The following is a 16,489-nucleotide window of genomic DNA, read 5'->3' as shown; positions in this document are numbered from 1 at the left end:
GAAACAAAATCGGTCTTGCGACTGTCATATTTATAAGTGTAAAGATGTTGGTGTCTGAGGCAGTCGTTGTTTCGTTGTCAGTGGCTTTTCTCAGGGCGTTGCCTGGATAAGGATGTAAATGAGCAAGCTCATAGCGGTAATCGCCCTGGCGTTGCTCGCCGGGTGCACCACCAATACCAAAACTCACGTCAGGCATGGGGTGAGTGGTATCGAGATCGATTGCTCGGGGCTCGGCTCCGGCTGGGACAAGTGCTACAAGCGCGCTGCTCGCGAGTGCAAGGCTCAGGGCTACAAGGTCGTGACCAAATCCAGTGATGCAAAGGATGAGGAGGGCGACTATCTGTTCGGCTGGAACCCTGCGGGCTCCGTCACCCGCACCATGCTGGTCATCTGTAATTAACCGCTACGGGCCCTCTCGGACCTCGACGCATCTTGTATGCAGATAAGTCAATGGGTGGGCTGTTCAAAACCATCCAGCCGTGCTACAACCTTCGAAATGCTTTTCCTAGCTGCTTGAAAAAGAAGGGAAAAATATGACGAAGTCGGAGTTGATCGAACGAATTGTCACCCATCAGGGCCTGCTCTCGTCCAAGGATGTCGAGCTGGCCATCAAGACCATGCTTGAGCAGATGTCCCAGTGCCTGGCGACCGGAGATCGGATCGAGATTCGTGGGTTCGGTAGCTTTTCCCTGCATTATCGCGCACCAAGGGTGGGGCGTAACCCGAAGACCGGTCAATCGGTCAGCCTGGACGGCAAGTTCGTGCCGCATTTCAAGCCGGGCAAGGAGTTGCGTGATCGGGTGAACGAAGAAGAGGAGAGCGATCACTGATCAGCTTGCCAGGTTCAATGGCCTGTTGATTGTGGCGGTACGTATCACGACTGCTTGGTAGCGGTGTGTTCCTGGATCGCCTGAAGGTGTAGTTGGCAATATTCTCCGATCAGAATTGGAACTCAGGCCTCTCTGAGCTAGCGCTCTGATAGAGGTAGGAAGTTTCGCCATACTGACTTGCTCCATTGAGTTGTATATTGCTGGTTTTTCCTCCCGATACTGAACGGGCTGTTTTTCCTGGGCTGGTTGGCATCCTGTTTTGGGGAGTGCGACGGGCCGGAATGCCCATACCCCTCGCGTTTCGTCCCTGTCTTTTTGTCTTCCGCTTTTCCTGTTCGTGATGGCAAGCATCGAGTTGTTGCGTAGAATGCGCCCTTGCTCCGAGTTCAGGCCTTGCATGCACCGCTTCTGAGGCTGCGATTGGCTGATGAAGCAAGCTTCTCTGCCGGGTGAGCTGCACTCGGTTACCTCGATGCCATTGACTTTGCGTCAGGGCAGATCGCCTTCTGGGCGTAATTTCATGTTTCCTGCGTTTGTTTGGAACTTGTCGGGTCGAGTGGGCGGCGAGCTTTCCTGAATATCTTATTTTGAGTGTGTCCGGGATCTTGAGTCTGATGATGATTTTCTTGTGCTGTCTGATCGTTTTGACGGTGTCGCTGTTTTTGACAGGAGCGCTTCGCCGTTATGCATTGGCACGCAGCCTGATGGATGTTCCCAACGAGCGCAGTTCCCATTCCGTTGCGACTCCCCGCGGTGGTGGCGTGGCGATTGTCATCAGCTTCCTGGCGGTTTTGCCGATTCTGGCGCTGATGGGTATTCTGCCCTGGCCGACGGTCTGGGGATTTCTGGGGGGCGGCGGCGCCGTCGCTGTAGTCGGTTTTCTCGACGATCATGGGCATATCGCTGCGCGTTGGCGATTGCTGGCGCACTTTTCCAGTGCGGCATGGCTGCTTTTCTGGTTGGGTGGCCTGCCACCGCTGGAGATTTTTGGCGTCCAGGTCAGCCTGGGAGTGGCAGGCTCGATTCTGGCGGCGTTCTATCTGGTCTGGATGCTCAATCTCTACAACTTCATGGATGGCATCGACGGGATTGCCAGCGTCGAGGCGGTGACAGCCTGTCTGGGAGCCTGTCTTGTCCATATGCTCGGGGGCGAGACAGCCCTGGTCTGGCCGTCATTGCTGTTGGCCCTGGCTGTGTGTGGTTTTCTATACTGGAACTTTCCACCTGCCCGTATATTCATGGGTGATGCTGGCAGTGGTTTTCTGGGGCTGGTGCTTGGAGGGCTTTCCCTTCATGCCGCCTGGGTCAAACCCCAACTGCTCTGGGTCTGGCTGATTCTGTTAGGGGTCTTCGTGGTCGATGCCACGTTCACCCTGGTGCGACGCCTCTTGCGTGGGGACAAGGTCTACCAGGCTCATCGCAGCCATGCCTATCAGTACGCGTCACGGCAGTTGGGCAGCCATTTGCCGGTGACACTGGCAGTGGCAGCCATCAACGTTTGCTGGTTGCTGCCGATCGCCTTGTGCGTCGGGCTGTCGATACTCGATGGTATCACCGGGTTGCTGATCGCCTACGTGCCTCTGGTCTTTCTGGCGTTCAGGTTTCATGCCGGTGAGCTGGAGAAAGCGGGCTGAGCCAAGGTTTTCCCAGGTTGTGGCTCAATGTATTGATGGCGGTATGTGCTGCTTTTTCGGATATAGGCTTTAGAGGGATTATGGATAAGATTCGAGCCTTTTTGCTGGGTCTCCCGCGTCGGCAAAAGCGCATTCTTCAAGTGATTGCCGACATCTTCCTGGTCTGGCTGGCCCTGTGGATGTCGTTCGTCGTCAGACTGGGGCTGGACGATGTGATCAACCCGCTCGCTCAACACCGCTGGTTGTTTCTCTCCGCTCCCGTTGTGTCCATTCCATTGTTCATAAAGTTCGGCCTGTATCGTGCCGTGATGCGCTATTTCGGCAATGATGCGCTGATCGCCATCGTCAAGGCCGTGAGCCTGTCCGCGTTGATCCTCGGGGTTGTGGTCTACCTCTACAGCAATCACCAGACGCTGGTTCCCCGATCCATCATGTTCAACTACTGGTGGCTGAGCCTGATCATGATCGGTGGCCTGCGTTTGGCCATGCGCCAGTATTTCCTTGGCGACTGGTTCGGTACCACCCAGCACATGCCGTTTGCCAACCGTGACAACGGTTTGACGAAGGTGGCGGTGTACGGCGCCGGAGCCGCCGGCAACCAGCTGGTTGCGGCCTTGCGGATGGGGCGGGCCATGCAGCCTGTCGCTTTCATCGATGATGACAACAGTATTGCCGACCGCAGTATCTCGGGTTTGAAGGTCTACAAGCCCAAGCATATCCAGCAGATGATCGACGCCACCGGGGCTCAGGAAATCCTCCTGGCGATTCCTTCTTCTTCGCGTGCCAGGCGTCGGGAGATTCTCGCTCTTCTCGAGGGCTTTCCGTTGCACGTGCGCAGCGTGCCCGGCTTCATGGACCTGGCCAGCGGGCGGGTCAAGGTCGATGACATCCAGGAAGTCGACATCGCCGACCTGCTCGGGCGTGATGCCGTGCCTGCCCAGGCCGAGCTGCTCGAACATTGCATCAGGGGGCGTTCGGTGCTGGTGACAGGGGCTGGCGGTTCCATCGGCTCGGAACTCTGCCGGCAGATCCTGGCCCTGCGCCCGACGACGCTGCTGCTGTTCGAGCACAGCGAGTTCAATCTCTACAGCATTCTGTCCGAGCTCGAGCGCCGGGTGGATCGTGAGTCGCTGTCCGTGCGCCTGCTGCCGATCCTCGGTTCGGTGCGCAACCAGGACAAGCTGCTGTCGGTGATGAAGACCTGGCATGTCGAAACGGTCTATCACGCCGCAGCCTACAAGCATGTACCAATGGTCGAGCACAACATCGCCGAAGGCGTACTGAACAACGTGATCGGCACGCTCAACACCGCCCAGGCGGCATTGCAGGCGGGGGTGGCCAACTTCGTGCTGATTTCCACCGACAAGGCGGTGCGCCCGACCAACGTCATGGGCAGCACCAAGCGACTGGCCGAGCTGACCTTGCAGGCTCTCAGTCGCGAACAGGCGCCAGTGCTCTTCGGTGACTCGGGCAACGTATCGCGGGTCAACAAGACCCGTTTCACCATGGTCCGCTTCGGCAACGTGCTGGGGTCGTCGGGCTCGGTGATCCCGCTGTTCCACAAGCAGATCAAGGCGGGTGGCCCGCTGACGGTGACGCATCCGAAGATCACCCGCTACTTCATGACCATCCCCGAGGCCGCGCAACTGGTGATCCAGGCCGGCTCCATGGGGCAGGGCGGCGACGTCTTCGTACTCGACATGGGCGAGCCGGTCCGGATCGTCGAGTTGGCCGAGAAGATGATTCATCTTTCCGGCTTGAGCATCCGCTCCGACAAGAACCCCCATGGCGATATCGCCATCGAGTTCTCCGGTCTTCGTCCGGGAGAAAAGCTTTACGAAGAGTTGCTGATTGGCGACAACGTGGCGGCGACCCCCCATCCGATGATCATGACCGCCCATGAAGACATGCTGCCCTGGGATGTGCTCAAGTTGCGTCTGGCCGAACTGCTCGCGGCCGTGGAAAACGATGATTACGCACGGGTCCGGCAATTGCTGCGGGAAACGGTCAGTGGTTATGCGCCGGATGGCGAGATCGTCGACTGGATCTACCAGCAGCGCCGCATGGAGCCCTGAGCTACACACCCGGTAACGGCCTGGCTTTTGACAGGCTCCGGGCATCACCTAGGTTTGAAATGCAGCTTCGGAAAAGCTGCTTTTCCCCTACGATGCCATGGAGTGACATTTATGCGTACAGGCGTTCTTCCTTCCCTGCTGTTAACCCTTCTGCTCGGCGCCAACGGTGCCGTCAATGCCGCACCGGCGGCTCAGCAGCAGACCCCGGTGCCCAGCCAGGCCGCGCCTGCGGCCAAGGTCGGCAAGGTCAATCTCAACACCGCCGATGCCGAAACCATCCAGCGCGAGCTGTCCGGTATCGGCGAAGCCAAGGCCCAGGCCATCGTTGCCCATCGGGAGGCGAACGGACCTTTCTCTTCGGTGGATGAATTGCTTGAGGTGAAAGGCATCGGCAAGGCGATTCTCGACAGGAATCGCGACCAGCTGGATATCAATTGACGTTGTTTGACTGAGGCTGGAGGCTGGTCGAAAGACCGGTCTCCTGTAGCGATGGGGAGCTTGCAGCCCTATTCGACCTGATCCTTCAGGTGCGCCTTGGTCACTTCCAGGATCTTCTTCGCCAGCTCCGGATCTTCGGCACTGCGCGACATCACCAGTGCGCCCACCAGGGTCGCCAGCATGACGATACTTTGCTCTTCGGCATCCGGCCCCGAGCCCAGTGCGGTTTCCACCTGCTTGAGGCGCGATTCGATCACCGTATCGGTGGTTGGGCTGGGTTCGCCACGCTGGCCCAGCTCCGAGCACATGGTCGGAATCGGGCAGCCGTGTTCGGGGGTGGTCAGGTGCCACTCGGAGAGGTAGCTGTCGATGAACGACTGCAGGGGCTTGTCCTGGCTGAACAGCATGTCGCAATGTACGTCCAGTTCCGCCGCCGCTTCCTGCAAGGCCTTTTCGACCAGTTCATCCTTGGACTTGAAGTGCGCGTAGAAGCCGCCATGGGTGAGCCCCAGGGCTTTCATCAGCGGCTGCAGGCCGGTGGCACCGATGCCGTCGCGGCGAAAACGGGCCGCCGCTTCCTTGATGATGCGCTCGTGGGTCTGGGCTTTATGGTCTTGCGAATAGCGCATGGCGGAGCCTCCAAATCTGCAGTCAATGATAACTGCGACTTGGAGGTGAATTGCCATACTTTTTTGTTGAAGTGTTCAATATTGTTCAAGCAGCGGCTGTCAGCGGTTCTGCGCGTCCTTGGCATCCGCCTCGGCGTTGCGTTGCTGGACGCGTCGGCGCTGTTCGTCCGTCAGTTCCACCTTGTTGGCGGTGTCACGCAGCATCATCAGGCCGCCAACGATGGAGCCGACCGCCACCACGATGATCAACCAGGCATACCAGGGCATAGGGTTCTCCTCGATGGGCCGCTGCGGCACGAACGGTTCGTGCGCGATGGCGGCCCTTGCCACTTTGAGTGAAGCGCTTTCTCAGTGGTTCAATTGTAAACCCGTCAGGCCCCGATGATGCTCACAGTCCGGTCAGCATCGCATCTGCCGGGGCAGCGGCGCGCAGTTGGCCGGTGAGCAGGAAGTAGAGGAAACCGGCGGCCATGAAAGCGACGAAGATCAGGCCGATCAGGGCATTGAACCAGGCCATGGCAATGAGGCAGATCACCGCCAGGACCAGCGCGATGGCGGGCACGAACGGATAGCCCGGCGCGCGGAAGGTGCGTTCCAGTGCCGGCTCGGTCCGACGCAGGCGGAACAGGCTGAGCATGCTCATGATGTACATGACGATGGCGCCGAACACCGCCATGGTGATCATCGCCGCAGTCAGGGTCAGGCCGCCAAGGTTGATCAGGCCGTCGCTGTAGATGGCAGCGATGCCGACCAGGCCGCCGGCGATAATGGCACGGTGCGGGGTCTGGAAGCGCGACAGTTTCGCCAGCGACGCCGGCAGGTAGCCGGCGCGGGCCAGGGCGAAGAACTGCCGCGAGTAGCCGAGAATGATTCCGTGGAAGCTCGCCACCAGGCCGAACAGGCCGATCCAGACCAGCATGTGCAGCCAGCCCGAGCTGTCGCCGACCACGGCTTTCATTGCCTGGGGCAAGGGGTCGTTGATGTTCGACAGGGTGCGCCAGTCGCCGACGCCGCCGGCGAAGAACATCACGCCCATGGCTAGCAATACCAGGGTCAGGATGCCGCTGATGTAGGCCTTGGGAATGGTCCGTTTCGGATCCTTGGCTTCCTCGGCGGCCATGGCCGCGCCCTCGATCGCCAGGAAGAACCAGATGGCGAAGGGGATGGCGGCGAAGATCCCGGCAATCGCCGGGGTACCGAAGCTGTCCGCACCGGCCCAGCCGTTGAGGACGAAATGGCTGAAGCTGAAAGCCGGGGCGACCACACCCATGAACACCAGCAGTTCAGCCACCGCGAGGATGCACACCACCAGCTCGAAGGTGGCGGCCAGCTGGACGCCGAGAATGTTCAGGCCCATGAACACGATATAGGCGCCGACGGCGGCATGCCGGGGATCGAGCGCCGGGAACTGCACGTTCAGGTAGGCACCGATGGCCAGGGCGATGGCCGGTGGCGCGAAGACGAACTCGATCAGGGTCGCGAGGCCGGCGATCAGCCCGCCTTTCTCGCCGAACGCCCGTCGGCTGTAGGCAAATGGCCCGCCGGCATGGGGAATGGCGGTGGTCAGCTCGGTGAAGCTGAAAATGAAGCAGGTGTACATCGCCGCGACCATCAGCGAGGTCACCAGGAAGCCGAGCGTGCCGGCCACGCCCCAGCCATAGCTCCAGCCGAAATATTCGCCGGAAATCACCAGGCCTACCGCGATGCCCCATAGATGCAACGTGCCCAGCGTGGGTTTGAGTCGAGTGTTCATGTGTTTCTCCCTGAACCGTTTGGATACTGCTCGGATCAGGCGTTTGCAGCGGGCGTGCCAGTGACGCAAGGTGTGTCGCAAAGCCGGAAAGGCTGTCGTATCGAGGATATTTCGCCGAGGTTGCCCCGGATTTCGACTTTAATTGGTGCAAGTGCGGGCGTTTATGGCGCGTGTTCGGCACATTTGCCGATCACCGGGTCCCGATCGTCCCCGCGTTCCGCTACAATGCGCGCCGATTTCGACTTGCCTGAGAGCCCTCCATGTCCGCCTGCCAGACTCCCATCATCGTCGCCCTGGATTACCCCACCCGTGACGCCGCCCTGAAACTGGCCGATCAGCTGGACCCGAAACTGTGCCGGGTCAAGGTCGGCAAGGAACTGTTCACCAGTTGCGCCTCGGAGATTGTCGGCACCCTGCGCGACAAGGGTTTCGAGGTGTTCCTGGACCTCAAGTTCCACGATATTCCCAACACCACCGCCATGGCGGTCAAGGCTGCGGCGGAGATGGGCGTGTGGATGGTCAACGTGCACTGCTCCGGCGGCCTGCGCATGATGGCGGCTTGCCGTGAGGTACTGGAGCAGCGCAGCGGGCCCAAGCCACTGCTGATCGGCGTGACCGTGCTGACCAGCATGGAGCGTGAAGACCTGGCCGGCATCGGCCTGGACGTCGAGCCACAGGTGCAGGTATTGCGCCTGGCAGCCCTGGCCGAGAAGGCCGGGCTGGATGGCCTGGTGTGCTCGGCGCTGGAAGCCAGCGCGCTGAAGAGCGCGCATCCCGGCCTGCAACTGGTGACGCCGGGGATTCGTCCGGCTGGCAGTGCGCTGGACGACCAGCGTCGCATCCTGACGCCGCGTGAGGCACTGGAGGCCGGTTCCGACTACCTGGTGATCGGCCGGCCGATCAGCAAGGCAGCCGATCCTGCGCAGGCGCTGGCCGCGGTGGTCGCCGAGCTGGCCTGATCAGCACAGCCCCCGCGTTTCTGTAGAAGCCGGCGCATCGCCGGCTTCTACAGGCAAGGTGCTCTGCACCTTGGCGGGCAGGCTCAGGACACCTTCAGCACCAGCTTGCCGAAGTTCTCCCCGCTGAACAGCTTCGCCAGCGTCTCGGGGAAGGTTTCCAGCCCCTCGACGATATCTTCCTTGCTCTTGAGCTGCCCCTTGGCCATCCAGCCGGCCATCTCCTGCCCGGCGGCGGCGAACTGCGCGGCGTAGTCCATCACCACGAACCCTTCCATACGCGCGCGATTGACCAGCAGCGCCAGGTAGTTGGCCGGCCCCTTCACCGCTTCCTTGTTGTTGTACTGGCTGATCGCACCGCAGATCACCACGCGCGCCTTGAGGTTCAGACGGGTCAGCACGGCATCGAGGATGTCGCCGCCGACGTTGTCGAAATACACGTCGACGCCCTTGGGGCATTCGCGTTTCAGCCCGGCGCCGACATCCTCGCTCTTGTAGTCGATGGTGCCGTCGAAGCCCAGTTCGTCGACCAGGAAGCGGCACTTCTCGGCTCCTCCGGCAATCCCGACCACCCGGCAGCCCTTGAGCTTGGCGATCTGCCCGGCAATGCTTCCCACCGCCCCGGCGGCACCGGAGATCACCACGGTTTCACCGGCTTTCGGCGCACCGACATCCAGCAGCGCGAAGTAGGCGGTCATCCCGGTCATGCCCAGTGCCGACAGGTAGCGCGGCAGCGGTGCCAGTTTCGGATCGACCTTGTAGAAACCGCGTGGCTCGCCAAGGAAGTAGTCCTGCACCCCCAGGGCACCGTTGACGTAGTCGCCGACCGCGAAGCCCGGATGATTCGAGGCGATCACCTGGCCGACGCCCAGTGCCCGCATCACTTCGCCCAGGCCCACCGGCGGGATGTAGGACTTGCCTTCGTTCATCCAGCCGCGCATCGCCGGGTCGAGGGACAGGTATTCGTTCCTGACCAGGATCTGGTTGGCGCCCGGCTCACCCACGGGGACTTCCTGGTAGGTAAAGGTCTCGCGGGTCGCGGCCCCGACCGGACGTTTGGCCAGCAGGAATTGGCGATTGTTCTGGGTGGTCATGGCAGGTACTCGATGAGGTCAATGAAGCCTTGTAGATAGACCCTGAGCGCCGCCAGGGCAAGTTTTGCCGGTCGGGCGAATAGGGGGCGATCCACTGCGTTGATAGTGATACGCGGGCGGTTATCACCACAACTTATCACTCCGGTGCATGAAGCGGTAACCGGCCTCCTGATAGTGCTGCCCGGTGATGCCGGCCTCTGGCTAGACTCAGCCCGAACGATCTCTCACGCACTCTGCGAGGACAAGAACCATGAGCATGACGTTTTCCGGCCAGGTGGCCCTGGTGACCGGCGCGGCCGCCGGAATCGGCCGGGCGACCGCCCAGGCTTTCGCAGCCGAAGGGTTGAAGGTGGTGGTGTCCGACCTCGACGTGGCGGGTGGCGAAGGCACCGTCGAGTCGATTCGGGCCGCGGGTGGCGAGGCGGTTTTCGTACGCTGTGACGTCACCCGGGAAGCCGAGGTGCAGAAGCTGATGGAGCAGGCGATCGCCGCCTACGGCCGGGTCGACTACGCCTTCAACAATGCCGGGATCGAGATCGAGAAGGGCAAGCTGGCCGATGGCACCCTGGACGAGTTCGACGCGATCATGGGCGTCAACGTCAAGGGCGTCTGGCTGTGCATGAAGTACCAGTTGCCGCTGATGCAGGCCCAGGGCGGTGGCGCCATCGTCAACACGGCGTCGGTGGCCGGCCTGGGGGCCGCACCGAAGATGAGCATCTATGCCGCGTCCAAGCATGCGGTGATCGGCCTGACCAAGTCGGCGGCGATCGAATATGCCAAACGGGGCATCCGGGTGAACGCCGTGTGCCCGGCGGTGATCGACACCGACATGTTCCGCCGGGCCTACGAGGCCGACCCGAAGAAAGCCGAGTTCGCCGCGGCCATGCATCCGGTGGGGCGGATCGGCAAGGTCGAGGAGATCGCCAGCGCGGTGCTTTACCTGTGCAGTGACGGTGCGGCATTCACCACCGGTCACTCCCTGGCGGTGGACGGCGGCGCCACGGCCATTTGACCGGTTGCATCATTCGTCGATGGCTGTAGTTCCAGAGTAAAAATAACCCGCACATGCGGGTTTTTTTATGTCCGTCGATGTTGCGCGTGCCGTCGGAGCATTCGCTCATTCATGCAGGGAGTATGCTGCAGGCCACGATTGGCGTGACTTGCAGCGAGGCCTGGAAAGGCTTTTTGTGCAAGCGGCGGTGGTGGCTTTGTATGGTTAACTGTTTAACGGGAAATAACCGTGCGTTGGAGCGTCACATACAATGGATCTGGAAATCGATCGGCAGGCCCTGGTGCCTGTCGTGCAGCAAATCGTCAACGCCATCGTCGAATGGATCCGCCGGAGCAGGGCCTGTCCGGGCACCCGCCTGCCATCGGTGCGACAGTTGGCCAAGGAAAACTCCCTCAGCCAGGCCAATGTCAGCGAGGCCTACGAGCGCCTGGTGACCCAGGGAGTACTGGCGTCACGCAACGGCTCGGTGTTCATCGTCGCGGAAATGCCTGGCGCGTCCCGGGCTTCCAGCGAGCCGGAGTGGTACGAGGGGCTGGAGGCCAAGTGGGGGACCTTCAACGAGCATCCTCTGGGCGAGTTGAAACTTGGCTGTGGCTGGATCCCCCAGGGCTGGCGCGAGAGCGACGACATCGGCTATGCCGTGCGCGAGGTCAGTCGTACGCAGATGCAGGGCCTGTTCCACTACAGCACGCCGCTGGGGCTGCCGGCCTTGCGCCAGCAACTGCACAAGCGGCTGACCCAGAAGGGCATCCATTCGGTGGACGGCGAGGTGCTGACCACCCTGGGAGTCACCCAGGGCCTCGACCTGCTGGTGCGCACGCTGCTCAAACCGGGTGACTGCGTCATGGTGGAAACGCCGGGCTATGGCAATCTCTACCGACTACTGACGCTGCAGGGCATCGAACTGCTGGAAGTGCCACGCACCCGTTCGGGGCCCGACATCGACGTGTTGCGGGCATTGCTGCGCACGCACCGGCCCAAGTGCCTGTTCATCAACAGCCTTTGCCACAACCCCACGGGCAGCAGCCTGACCCTGCCGGTCGCCACGCAACTGTTGCAACTGGCCCAGGAGGAGGACTTCCTGATCGTCGAGGATGGCGTCTGCAGCGACCTGCAGGGTGGGCCAGGGGTGCAACTGGCGGCGCTGGATGGCGAACAGCGGGTGATCTACCTCGGTGGTTTCTCCAAGACCCTGAGCAGTTCGTTGAAGGTCGGCTTCATCCGCGCCCATTCCGGGCTCATCCAGCGCCTGGCCGAAGTGAAGATGATCACCAGCCTGGGCGCTTCGCGGTTCACCGAGTGCGTCGTTGCCACGTTGCTGGCCAATGGCGCCTATCGCAAACTGGTCCAGCGTCTGCGCCAGCGCCTGGGCACGGAAATGGCCGCGACCCTGGACGTGCTCGAGGAAAGCGGCTGGGAAGTGTTCAGCGAACCCTCCGCCGGCATGTTCGTCTGGGCTCGCAGCCGACGCTACAACCCGGCGCAGGTCCAGGCCGGTGCCCGCCAGCTCGGGGTGTTGCTCGCCCAGGACTCGGCCTTCACACCGCGGGCGACTTCTGCCGGCTGGTTGCGGATCAACGTGGCGTATGCGATGGATTGCCGGGCGCGGAAATTCTTCCGGTTGCTGGGTGATACCGGATCGACCTCGACGATTCTGAAAACGACGCAGATGTAGCTTTTGGCCATTATTCCGGCGCCAAAGGCTTGTGTTTCACTGGCCGTGGTTGCGAATCTGCACGAATCTTGAATGGCTTGCGCCTTCAGCATTCGACCGGAGATTACGCCCCATGATTTCTGCCGTGCAAGGACATTTCGCCAACCTCGGTATGGCGAAGAAGATGGGTATCGGTTTTACCCTCGTGTTGCTGCTGACCGGGGTAGTGGCGGCAATCGGCGTCTGGTCCTTGCAGGCCGTCAGCCTGCGCTTCGACGGGCTCAAGCAGATGTCGGCGCTCAACAGCAGCCTGCTCAGGGTGCGTCTGCTCGAACAGGATTATGCCCTGCACTCCAACCCCAAGACGGTGGATGCCCTGCATGAGGGCGTCGATGCGCTGGCCACCCAGGCACAGGCGCTCAAGGCGCAGTCGCCGGCCAACGTCGCGGTGATGAATGATGTCGAGCAGGCCCTGGCGGCCTATCGCAAGGCCTTCGACGAGTTCGTCGGGCTGACCCAGGCCAAGGACCTGGCGCTGGAAATGGCCAGTTGGTCGGTGTCCAGCGTGGCCAACAACCTGGATGTGCTGCAGGCCGGCTTGGCCGATGACGGCAGTTACACCCTCAAGCAGTCCCAGGGCCAGGACGGCAATGAATTCCTCGAGCAGGCCGCGCAGGTCAGTCACGTCTCGCAACTGATGCTGCAGGCGATGAACGAGGCGCGGGTGCGCCTCGACCAGAGCCGCAAGGGCGATGAGGACAACCAGAACCAGGGCAGGATCGAGCAGGCCGAGCAGGCACTGGCTGGCGTCGAGCAACTCAAGGGTACGGTCAAGGACGCCGGCTACCAGACGGTGCTCAACGAGGTCGGGGGGCATATCGCCAGCTTCAATGACAAGCTCACCGAATACACCGACCTGCTGGCGCAGGAAAAGAAGGTCTACCGGCAACTGCATGAGCGCGCGGCCCAGGTGGTCGAGCGGGTCAACCAGGCCTATGCTGCCGAAGACCAGTCGATGCAGGCCGAGCTGAAGAAGAACTCGCTGTTGATCATCGCTTCCTCGGCGCTGGCGCTGCTGGTCGGTCTGGTGGCGGCGCTGGTGATCACCCGCCTGATCGTCGCGCCGTTGCGCAGTGTGATCCGTGTGGCGCAGCAGATCGCCGCCGGTGATCTGAGCGCGACGATCGAGGTGCGGCGCCGTGACGAGATCGGTCAGTTGATGCAGGCGATGCAACAGATGGCTGCCGGACTGAGCAGCATCGTCAGTGGCCTGCAGGCCGGGATCGAACAGTTGGCGAATTCGGCTCATTCCCTGTCGGCAGTCACCGAGCAGACCAACCTGGAAGTCAGTACCCAGAAGGAAGAAACCGAACAGGTGGCGACGGCGATGAACCAGATGACCGCCACCGTCCACGATGTCGCGCGCAATGCCGAAGAGGCGGCACATGCCGCGCAGACCGCCGACGACAAGGTCGACAGTGGCCAGCAGGTGGTGCGCCAGAGCATGCAGCGCATCGAGCAGTTGGCGGACTCGGCCAACTCGACCAGCGCAAGCATCGAAAGCCTCAGTGCGGAAATCCAGAACATTGGCACCGTGCTCGCTGTGATCAAGAGCGTCGCCGAGCAGACCAACCTGCTGGCGCTCAATGCCGCCATCGAAGCGGCCCGTGCCGGTGAGCAGGGCCGCGGGTTTGCCGTGGTGGCGGATGAGGTGCGGGCCCTGGCGCGGCGTACCCAGCAATCCACCGAGGAAATCGAGCGGCTGGTCAGCGCCTTGCGGGCGGCCGCGCAGTCCTCGGTGGAGCAGATCCGCAGCAGTGGCGACCTGGTGAAGCTGGCGGTCAGCGATGCCTTGCAGACCGAGAGCGCGCTGGGCAGCATCGCCTCGGCGGTGTCGTTGATCCAGCAGATGAACCAGCAGATCGCCGCGGCGGCCGAACAGCAGAGTTCGGTGGCCGAAGAGATCAACCGCAGCGTGACCAGCATTCGCGCCAGTGCCGATCAGTCGGCGGTGGCGATGCAGGGCAATGCGGCGTCCAGCATCGAGCTGGCGCAGTTGGGGATGGAGTTGAAGGGTATGGTCGGGCACTTCCGCACTTAGTAGGACTTGTCTGCAATTTTTGTAGGAGCGGGGCTTGCCCGCGAAGCTTTTAGCGGCCTCAAGGACCCTTTCGCGGGCAAGCCCTGCTCCTACAGGTGCGGTGTCGAAGGTGGACCGGCGTGCCCTTGCTGTCAGGCCTTGCGCCAGTTGAGGATCAGCAGCGTCAGCACGCCGGCGACGATACCCCAGAACGCCGAGCCCACCGAGAACAGGGTGAAACCCGAGGCGGTGACCATGAAGGTGATCAGCGCGGCTTCACGCTCCTTGGGCTCGTTCATGGCGATGCTCAGGCCGTTGATGATCGAGCCGAACAGCGCCAGGGCGGCGATCGACAGCACCAGTTCCTTGGGCAGCGCGGCGAACAGCGCCGCCAGCGTGGCGCCGAAGATGCCGGCGATGCCGTAGAAGATCCCGCACCAGACGGCCGCGGTGTAGCGCTTGCTCTTGTCCTCATGGGCATGCGGGCCGGTGCAGATCGCCGCACTGATGGCCGCCAGGTTGATGCCGTGGGAGCCGAACGGTGCCAGCAGCAGCGAGGCGATGCCGGTCACGCTGATCAGCGGCGAGGCCGGGACGTTGTAGCCGTCGGCCCGCAGCACGGCGATGCCGGGCATGTTCTGCGAAGTCATGGCCACCACGAACAGCGGGATGCCGATGCTGATGGTCGCCGCCAGGGAGAACGACGGCGTGGTCCAGACCGGCGTCGCCACCTCCAGCTGGAAGCCGCTGAAGTCCAGCAGGCCCAGCAGCCCGGACAGGGCGGTGCCGACCAGCAGGGCGGCGAGCACCGCGTAGCGCGGCGACAGGCGCTTGGCCAGCAGATAGGTGAAGAACATGCCCAGCACCAGACCGGTGCGGTGCTGGGCGGCGACGAAGATCTCGCTGCCGATCTTGAACAGGATGCCGGCCAGCAGCGCCGCGGCCAGCGAGGCGGGCAGGCGCCTGACCAGGCGCTCGAAGCTGCCGGTGAGGCCGCAGATAGTGACCAGCACGGCGCAGGTGATATAGGCGCCGATCGCTTCGCCGTAGGTGACGCCGGACAGGCTGGTGATCAGCAGGGCCGCCCCGGGTGTCGACCAGGCAACGGTGACCGGCGTGCGGTAGCGCAGGGACAAGCCGATGCTGCAGAGTGCCATGCCGATCGACAGGGCCCAGATCCACGAGGAGATCTGCCCGGCACTCAGGCCGGCGGCCTGGCCGGCCTGGAACATCAGCACCAGCGAGCTGGTGTAGCCGGTCATCATCGCGATGAAGCCGGCGACCACCGCGGAAGGCGAAGTGTCGGCCAGCGGGCGCAATCGCGCGTGAGTGAGGTCGGTCATGGGGGCTTTCCTTGTACGGATAAAACGGGGCGTTGATGGCACTTGCAGCCTAAACGCAAAGGTAACTGTTTATTGCAGTACAGCCGTGACCGCAAACAGCCGTACAGTCGTGTTGGTGCTCCAGGTTGTGTACAATATGCCATGATTTTACGCGATACTTGTCAGCGATCCATTGTGGCTAATGACAGTCCATTGCCCCGTTTTCGACTCGAGCACCCATGAACGAACAGTTGCAGCCCCTCAAGAAACAACCGCGAGCAGGCAAGGCCGGCCGCAGCGTGACCCAGGACGATATCGTCTACGCGCATATCTTCGAGGCGATCCTCGAACAGCGCCTGGCGCCCGGCACCAAACTGAGCGAAGAGGCGCTGGGGGAGATTTTCGGGGTCAGTCGGACCATCATTCGTCGCGCCCTCTCGCGCCTGGCCCATGAAGGGGTGGTGCTGCTGCGGCCCAACCGCGGCGCGGTGGTGGCCAGCCCGAGCGTCGAGGAAGCCCGCCAGGTGTTCTTCGCCCGGCGCATGGTGGAAAAGGCGATCACCGAACTGGCGGTGCAGCATGCGACGGCCGAGCAGTTGGCCGAGCTGCGGCAGATGGTCCGCGACGAGCGCGAGAGCTTTTCCCGGGGGGATCGCGGGGCGGGGATCCGCTTGTCCGGCGAGTTCCACCTGAAGCTGGCGGAAGCGGCGATGAATGCCCCGCTGATCAGCTTCCAGCGCAGCCTGGTGTCGCAGACTTCGCTGATCATTGCCCAATACGAAAGCGGCAATCGCTCGCACTGTTCCTATGACGAGCACAGCCAACTGATCGATGCCATCGAGGCGCGGGATGCGGCGCAGGCGGTGGAGCTGATGATGCACCACATGGACCATATCGACAGCAAGCTCAATCTCGACGACGACAGTGCATCGGATGATCTGCATGCGGTGTTTTCGCACCTGCTGCAGACCAAGCGGCCGTCGGCAAGGCCCTAGGCTGTGTACGAAATTGT

The 16,489-nt window shown here is 62.1% G+C and carries 15 protein-coding genes and 1 pseudogene; 11 read left to right on the top strand and 5 right to left on the bottom strand.

The genetic code is table 11. The features are described from left to right. The first annotated feature begins 118 nt into the window (after positions 1 to 118). From PF66_RS23000 to PF66_RS22980, 5 genes are all read left to right on the top strand, one after another. Positions 119 to 400, top strand: coding sequence for a hypothetical protein (locus tag PF66_RS23000; RefSeq protein WP_054056882.1), 282 nt, complete (start codon positions 119 to 121; stop codon positions 398 to 400). Between the two features lie 133 nt (positions 401 to 533). Then, positions 534 to 830 (top strand): integration host factor subunit beta, encoded by a 297-nt coding sequence (gene ihfB, locus PF66_RS22995; protein ID WP_054056881.1) that lies wholly within the window; start codon positions 534 to 536, stop codon positions 828 to 830. 614 nt (positions 831 to 1,444) lie between these two features. Next, a complete protein-coding gene (locus PF66_RS22990; protein WP_054063914.1) occupies positions 1,445 to 2,464 on the top strand; it encodes an MraY family glycosyltransferase in 1,020 nt (339 codons plus the stop codon). 80 nt (positions 2,465 to 2,544) lie between these two features. Next, positions 2,545 to 4,539, top strand: coding sequence for a polysaccharide biosynthesis protein (locus PF66_RS22985; RefSeq protein WP_054063913.1), 1,995 nt, complete (start codon positions 2,545 to 2,547; stop codon positions 4,537 to 4,539). Positions 4,540 to 4,650: 111 nt separating this feature from the next. Beyond that, a complete protein-coding gene (locus PF66_RS22980; protein ID WP_054063912.1) occupies positions 4,651 to 4,977 on the top strand; it encodes a ComEA family DNA-binding protein in 327 nt (108 codons plus the stop codon). A gap of 68 nt (positions 4,978 to 5,045) precedes the next feature. Here the strand turns inward: PF66_RS22980 and PF66_RS22975 are convergent, their stop codons facing one another. The 3 genes from PF66_RS22975 to eat form a co-directional block, all read right to left on the bottom strand. Then, a complete protein-coding gene (locus PF66_RS22975) occupies positions 5,046 to 5,606 on the bottom strand; it encodes a TetR/AcrR family transcriptional regulator (protein ID WP_017906749.1) in 561 nt (186 codons plus the stop codon). 99 nt (positions 5,607 to 5,705) lie between these two features. After that, positions 5,706 to 5,873, bottom strand: a complete 168-nt coding sequence (locus tag PF66_RS32235) for a DUF2897 family protein (RefSeq protein ID WP_081005883.1) — start codon at positions 5,871 to 5,873, stop codon at positions 5,706 to 5,708. Positions 5,874 to 5,994: 121 nt separating this feature from the next. After that, positions 5,995 to 7,359: an ethanolamine permease gene (eat, locus tag PF66_RS22970; protein ID WP_054063911.1), complete on the bottom strand. Its 1,365-nt coding sequence runs from the start codon at positions 7,357 to 7,359 to the stop codon at positions 5,995 to 5,997. A gap of 260 nt (positions 7,360 to 7,619) precedes the next feature. On the opposite strand from eat, the gene pyrF reads away from it, so the two are divergent. After that, positions 7,620 to 8,318 carry an orotidine-5'-phosphate decarboxylase gene (pyrF, locus tag PF66_RS22965; RefSeq protein WP_054063910.1) on the top strand — a complete coding sequence of 233 codons (699 nt, stop codon included), beginning with the start codon at positions 7,620 to 7,622 and terminating at the stop codon, positions 8,316 to 8,318. Positions 8,319 to 8,401: 83 nt separating this feature from the next. On the opposite strand, the gene PF66_RS22960 is transcribed toward pyrF, so the two are convergent. Continuing rightward, a complete protein-coding gene (locus PF66_RS22960) occupies positions 8,402 to 9,409 on the bottom strand; it encodes an NADP-dependent oxidoreductase (protein WP_054056875.1) in 1,008 nt (335 codons plus the stop codon). 250 nt (positions 9,410 to 9,659) lie between these two features. On the opposite strand from PF66_RS22960, the gene PF66_RS22955 reads away from it, so the two are divergent. The 4 genes and pseudogenes from PF66_RS22955 (at position 9,660) to PF66_RS34015 (ending at position 14,176) form a co-directional block, all read left to right on the top strand. Next, positions 9,660 to 10,421: an SDR family oxidoreductase gene (locus tag PF66_RS22955; RefSeq protein ID WP_054063909.1), complete on the top strand. Its 762-nt coding sequence runs from the start codon at positions 9,660 to 9,662 to the stop codon at positions 10,419 to 10,421. Positions 10,422 to 10,671: 250 nt separating this feature from the next. Continuing rightward, positions 10,672 to 12,096: a PLP-dependent aminotransferase family protein gene (locus PF66_RS22950; RefSeq protein ID WP_054056873.1), complete on the top strand. Its 1,425-nt coding sequence runs from the start codon at positions 10,672 to 10,674 to the stop codon at positions 12,094 to 12,096. 112 nt (positions 12,097 to 12,208) lie between these two features. After that, a pseudogene (locus tag PF66_RS34020) lies at positions 12,209 to 13,267 on the top strand (methyl-accepting chemotaxis protein); the annotation flags it as partial. Positions 13,268 to 13,294: 27 nt separating this feature from the next. Further along, entirely contained in the window at positions 13,295 to 14,176 is an 882-nt protein-coding gene (locus PF66_RS34015; RefSeq protein WP_425299818.1) for a methyl-accepting chemotaxis protein, read from the top strand. A gap of 131 nt (positions 14,177 to 14,307) precedes the next feature. Here the strand turns inward: PF66_RS34015 and PF66_RS22940 are convergent, their stop codons facing one another. Beyond that, positions 14,308 to 15,498 (bottom strand): benzoate/H(+) symporter BenE family transporter, encoded by a 1,191-nt coding sequence (locus PF66_RS22940; RefSeq protein WP_054056871.1) that lies wholly within the window; start codon positions 15,496 to 15,498, stop codon positions 14,308 to 14,310. A gap of 218 nt (positions 15,499 to 15,716) precedes the next feature. On the opposite strand from PF66_RS22940, the gene PF66_RS22935 reads away from it, so the two are divergent. Continuing rightward, positions 15,717 to 16,472 (top strand): GntR family transcriptional regulator, encoded by a 756-nt coding sequence (locus tag PF66_RS22935; RefSeq protein WP_054056870.1) that lies wholly within the window; start codon positions 15,717 to 15,719, stop codon positions 16,470 to 16,472. Positions 16,473 to 16,489 lie beyond the last annotated feature (17 nt).

It is taken from the genome of Pseudomonas asplenii (assembly GCF_001293465.1).
GTDB lineage: Bacteria > Pseudomonadota > Gammaproteobacteria > Pseudomonadales > Pseudomonadaceae > Aquipseudomonas > Aquipseudomonas fuscovaginae_B.
This window is presented reverse-complemented; position numbering and strand designations above follow the sequence as displayed.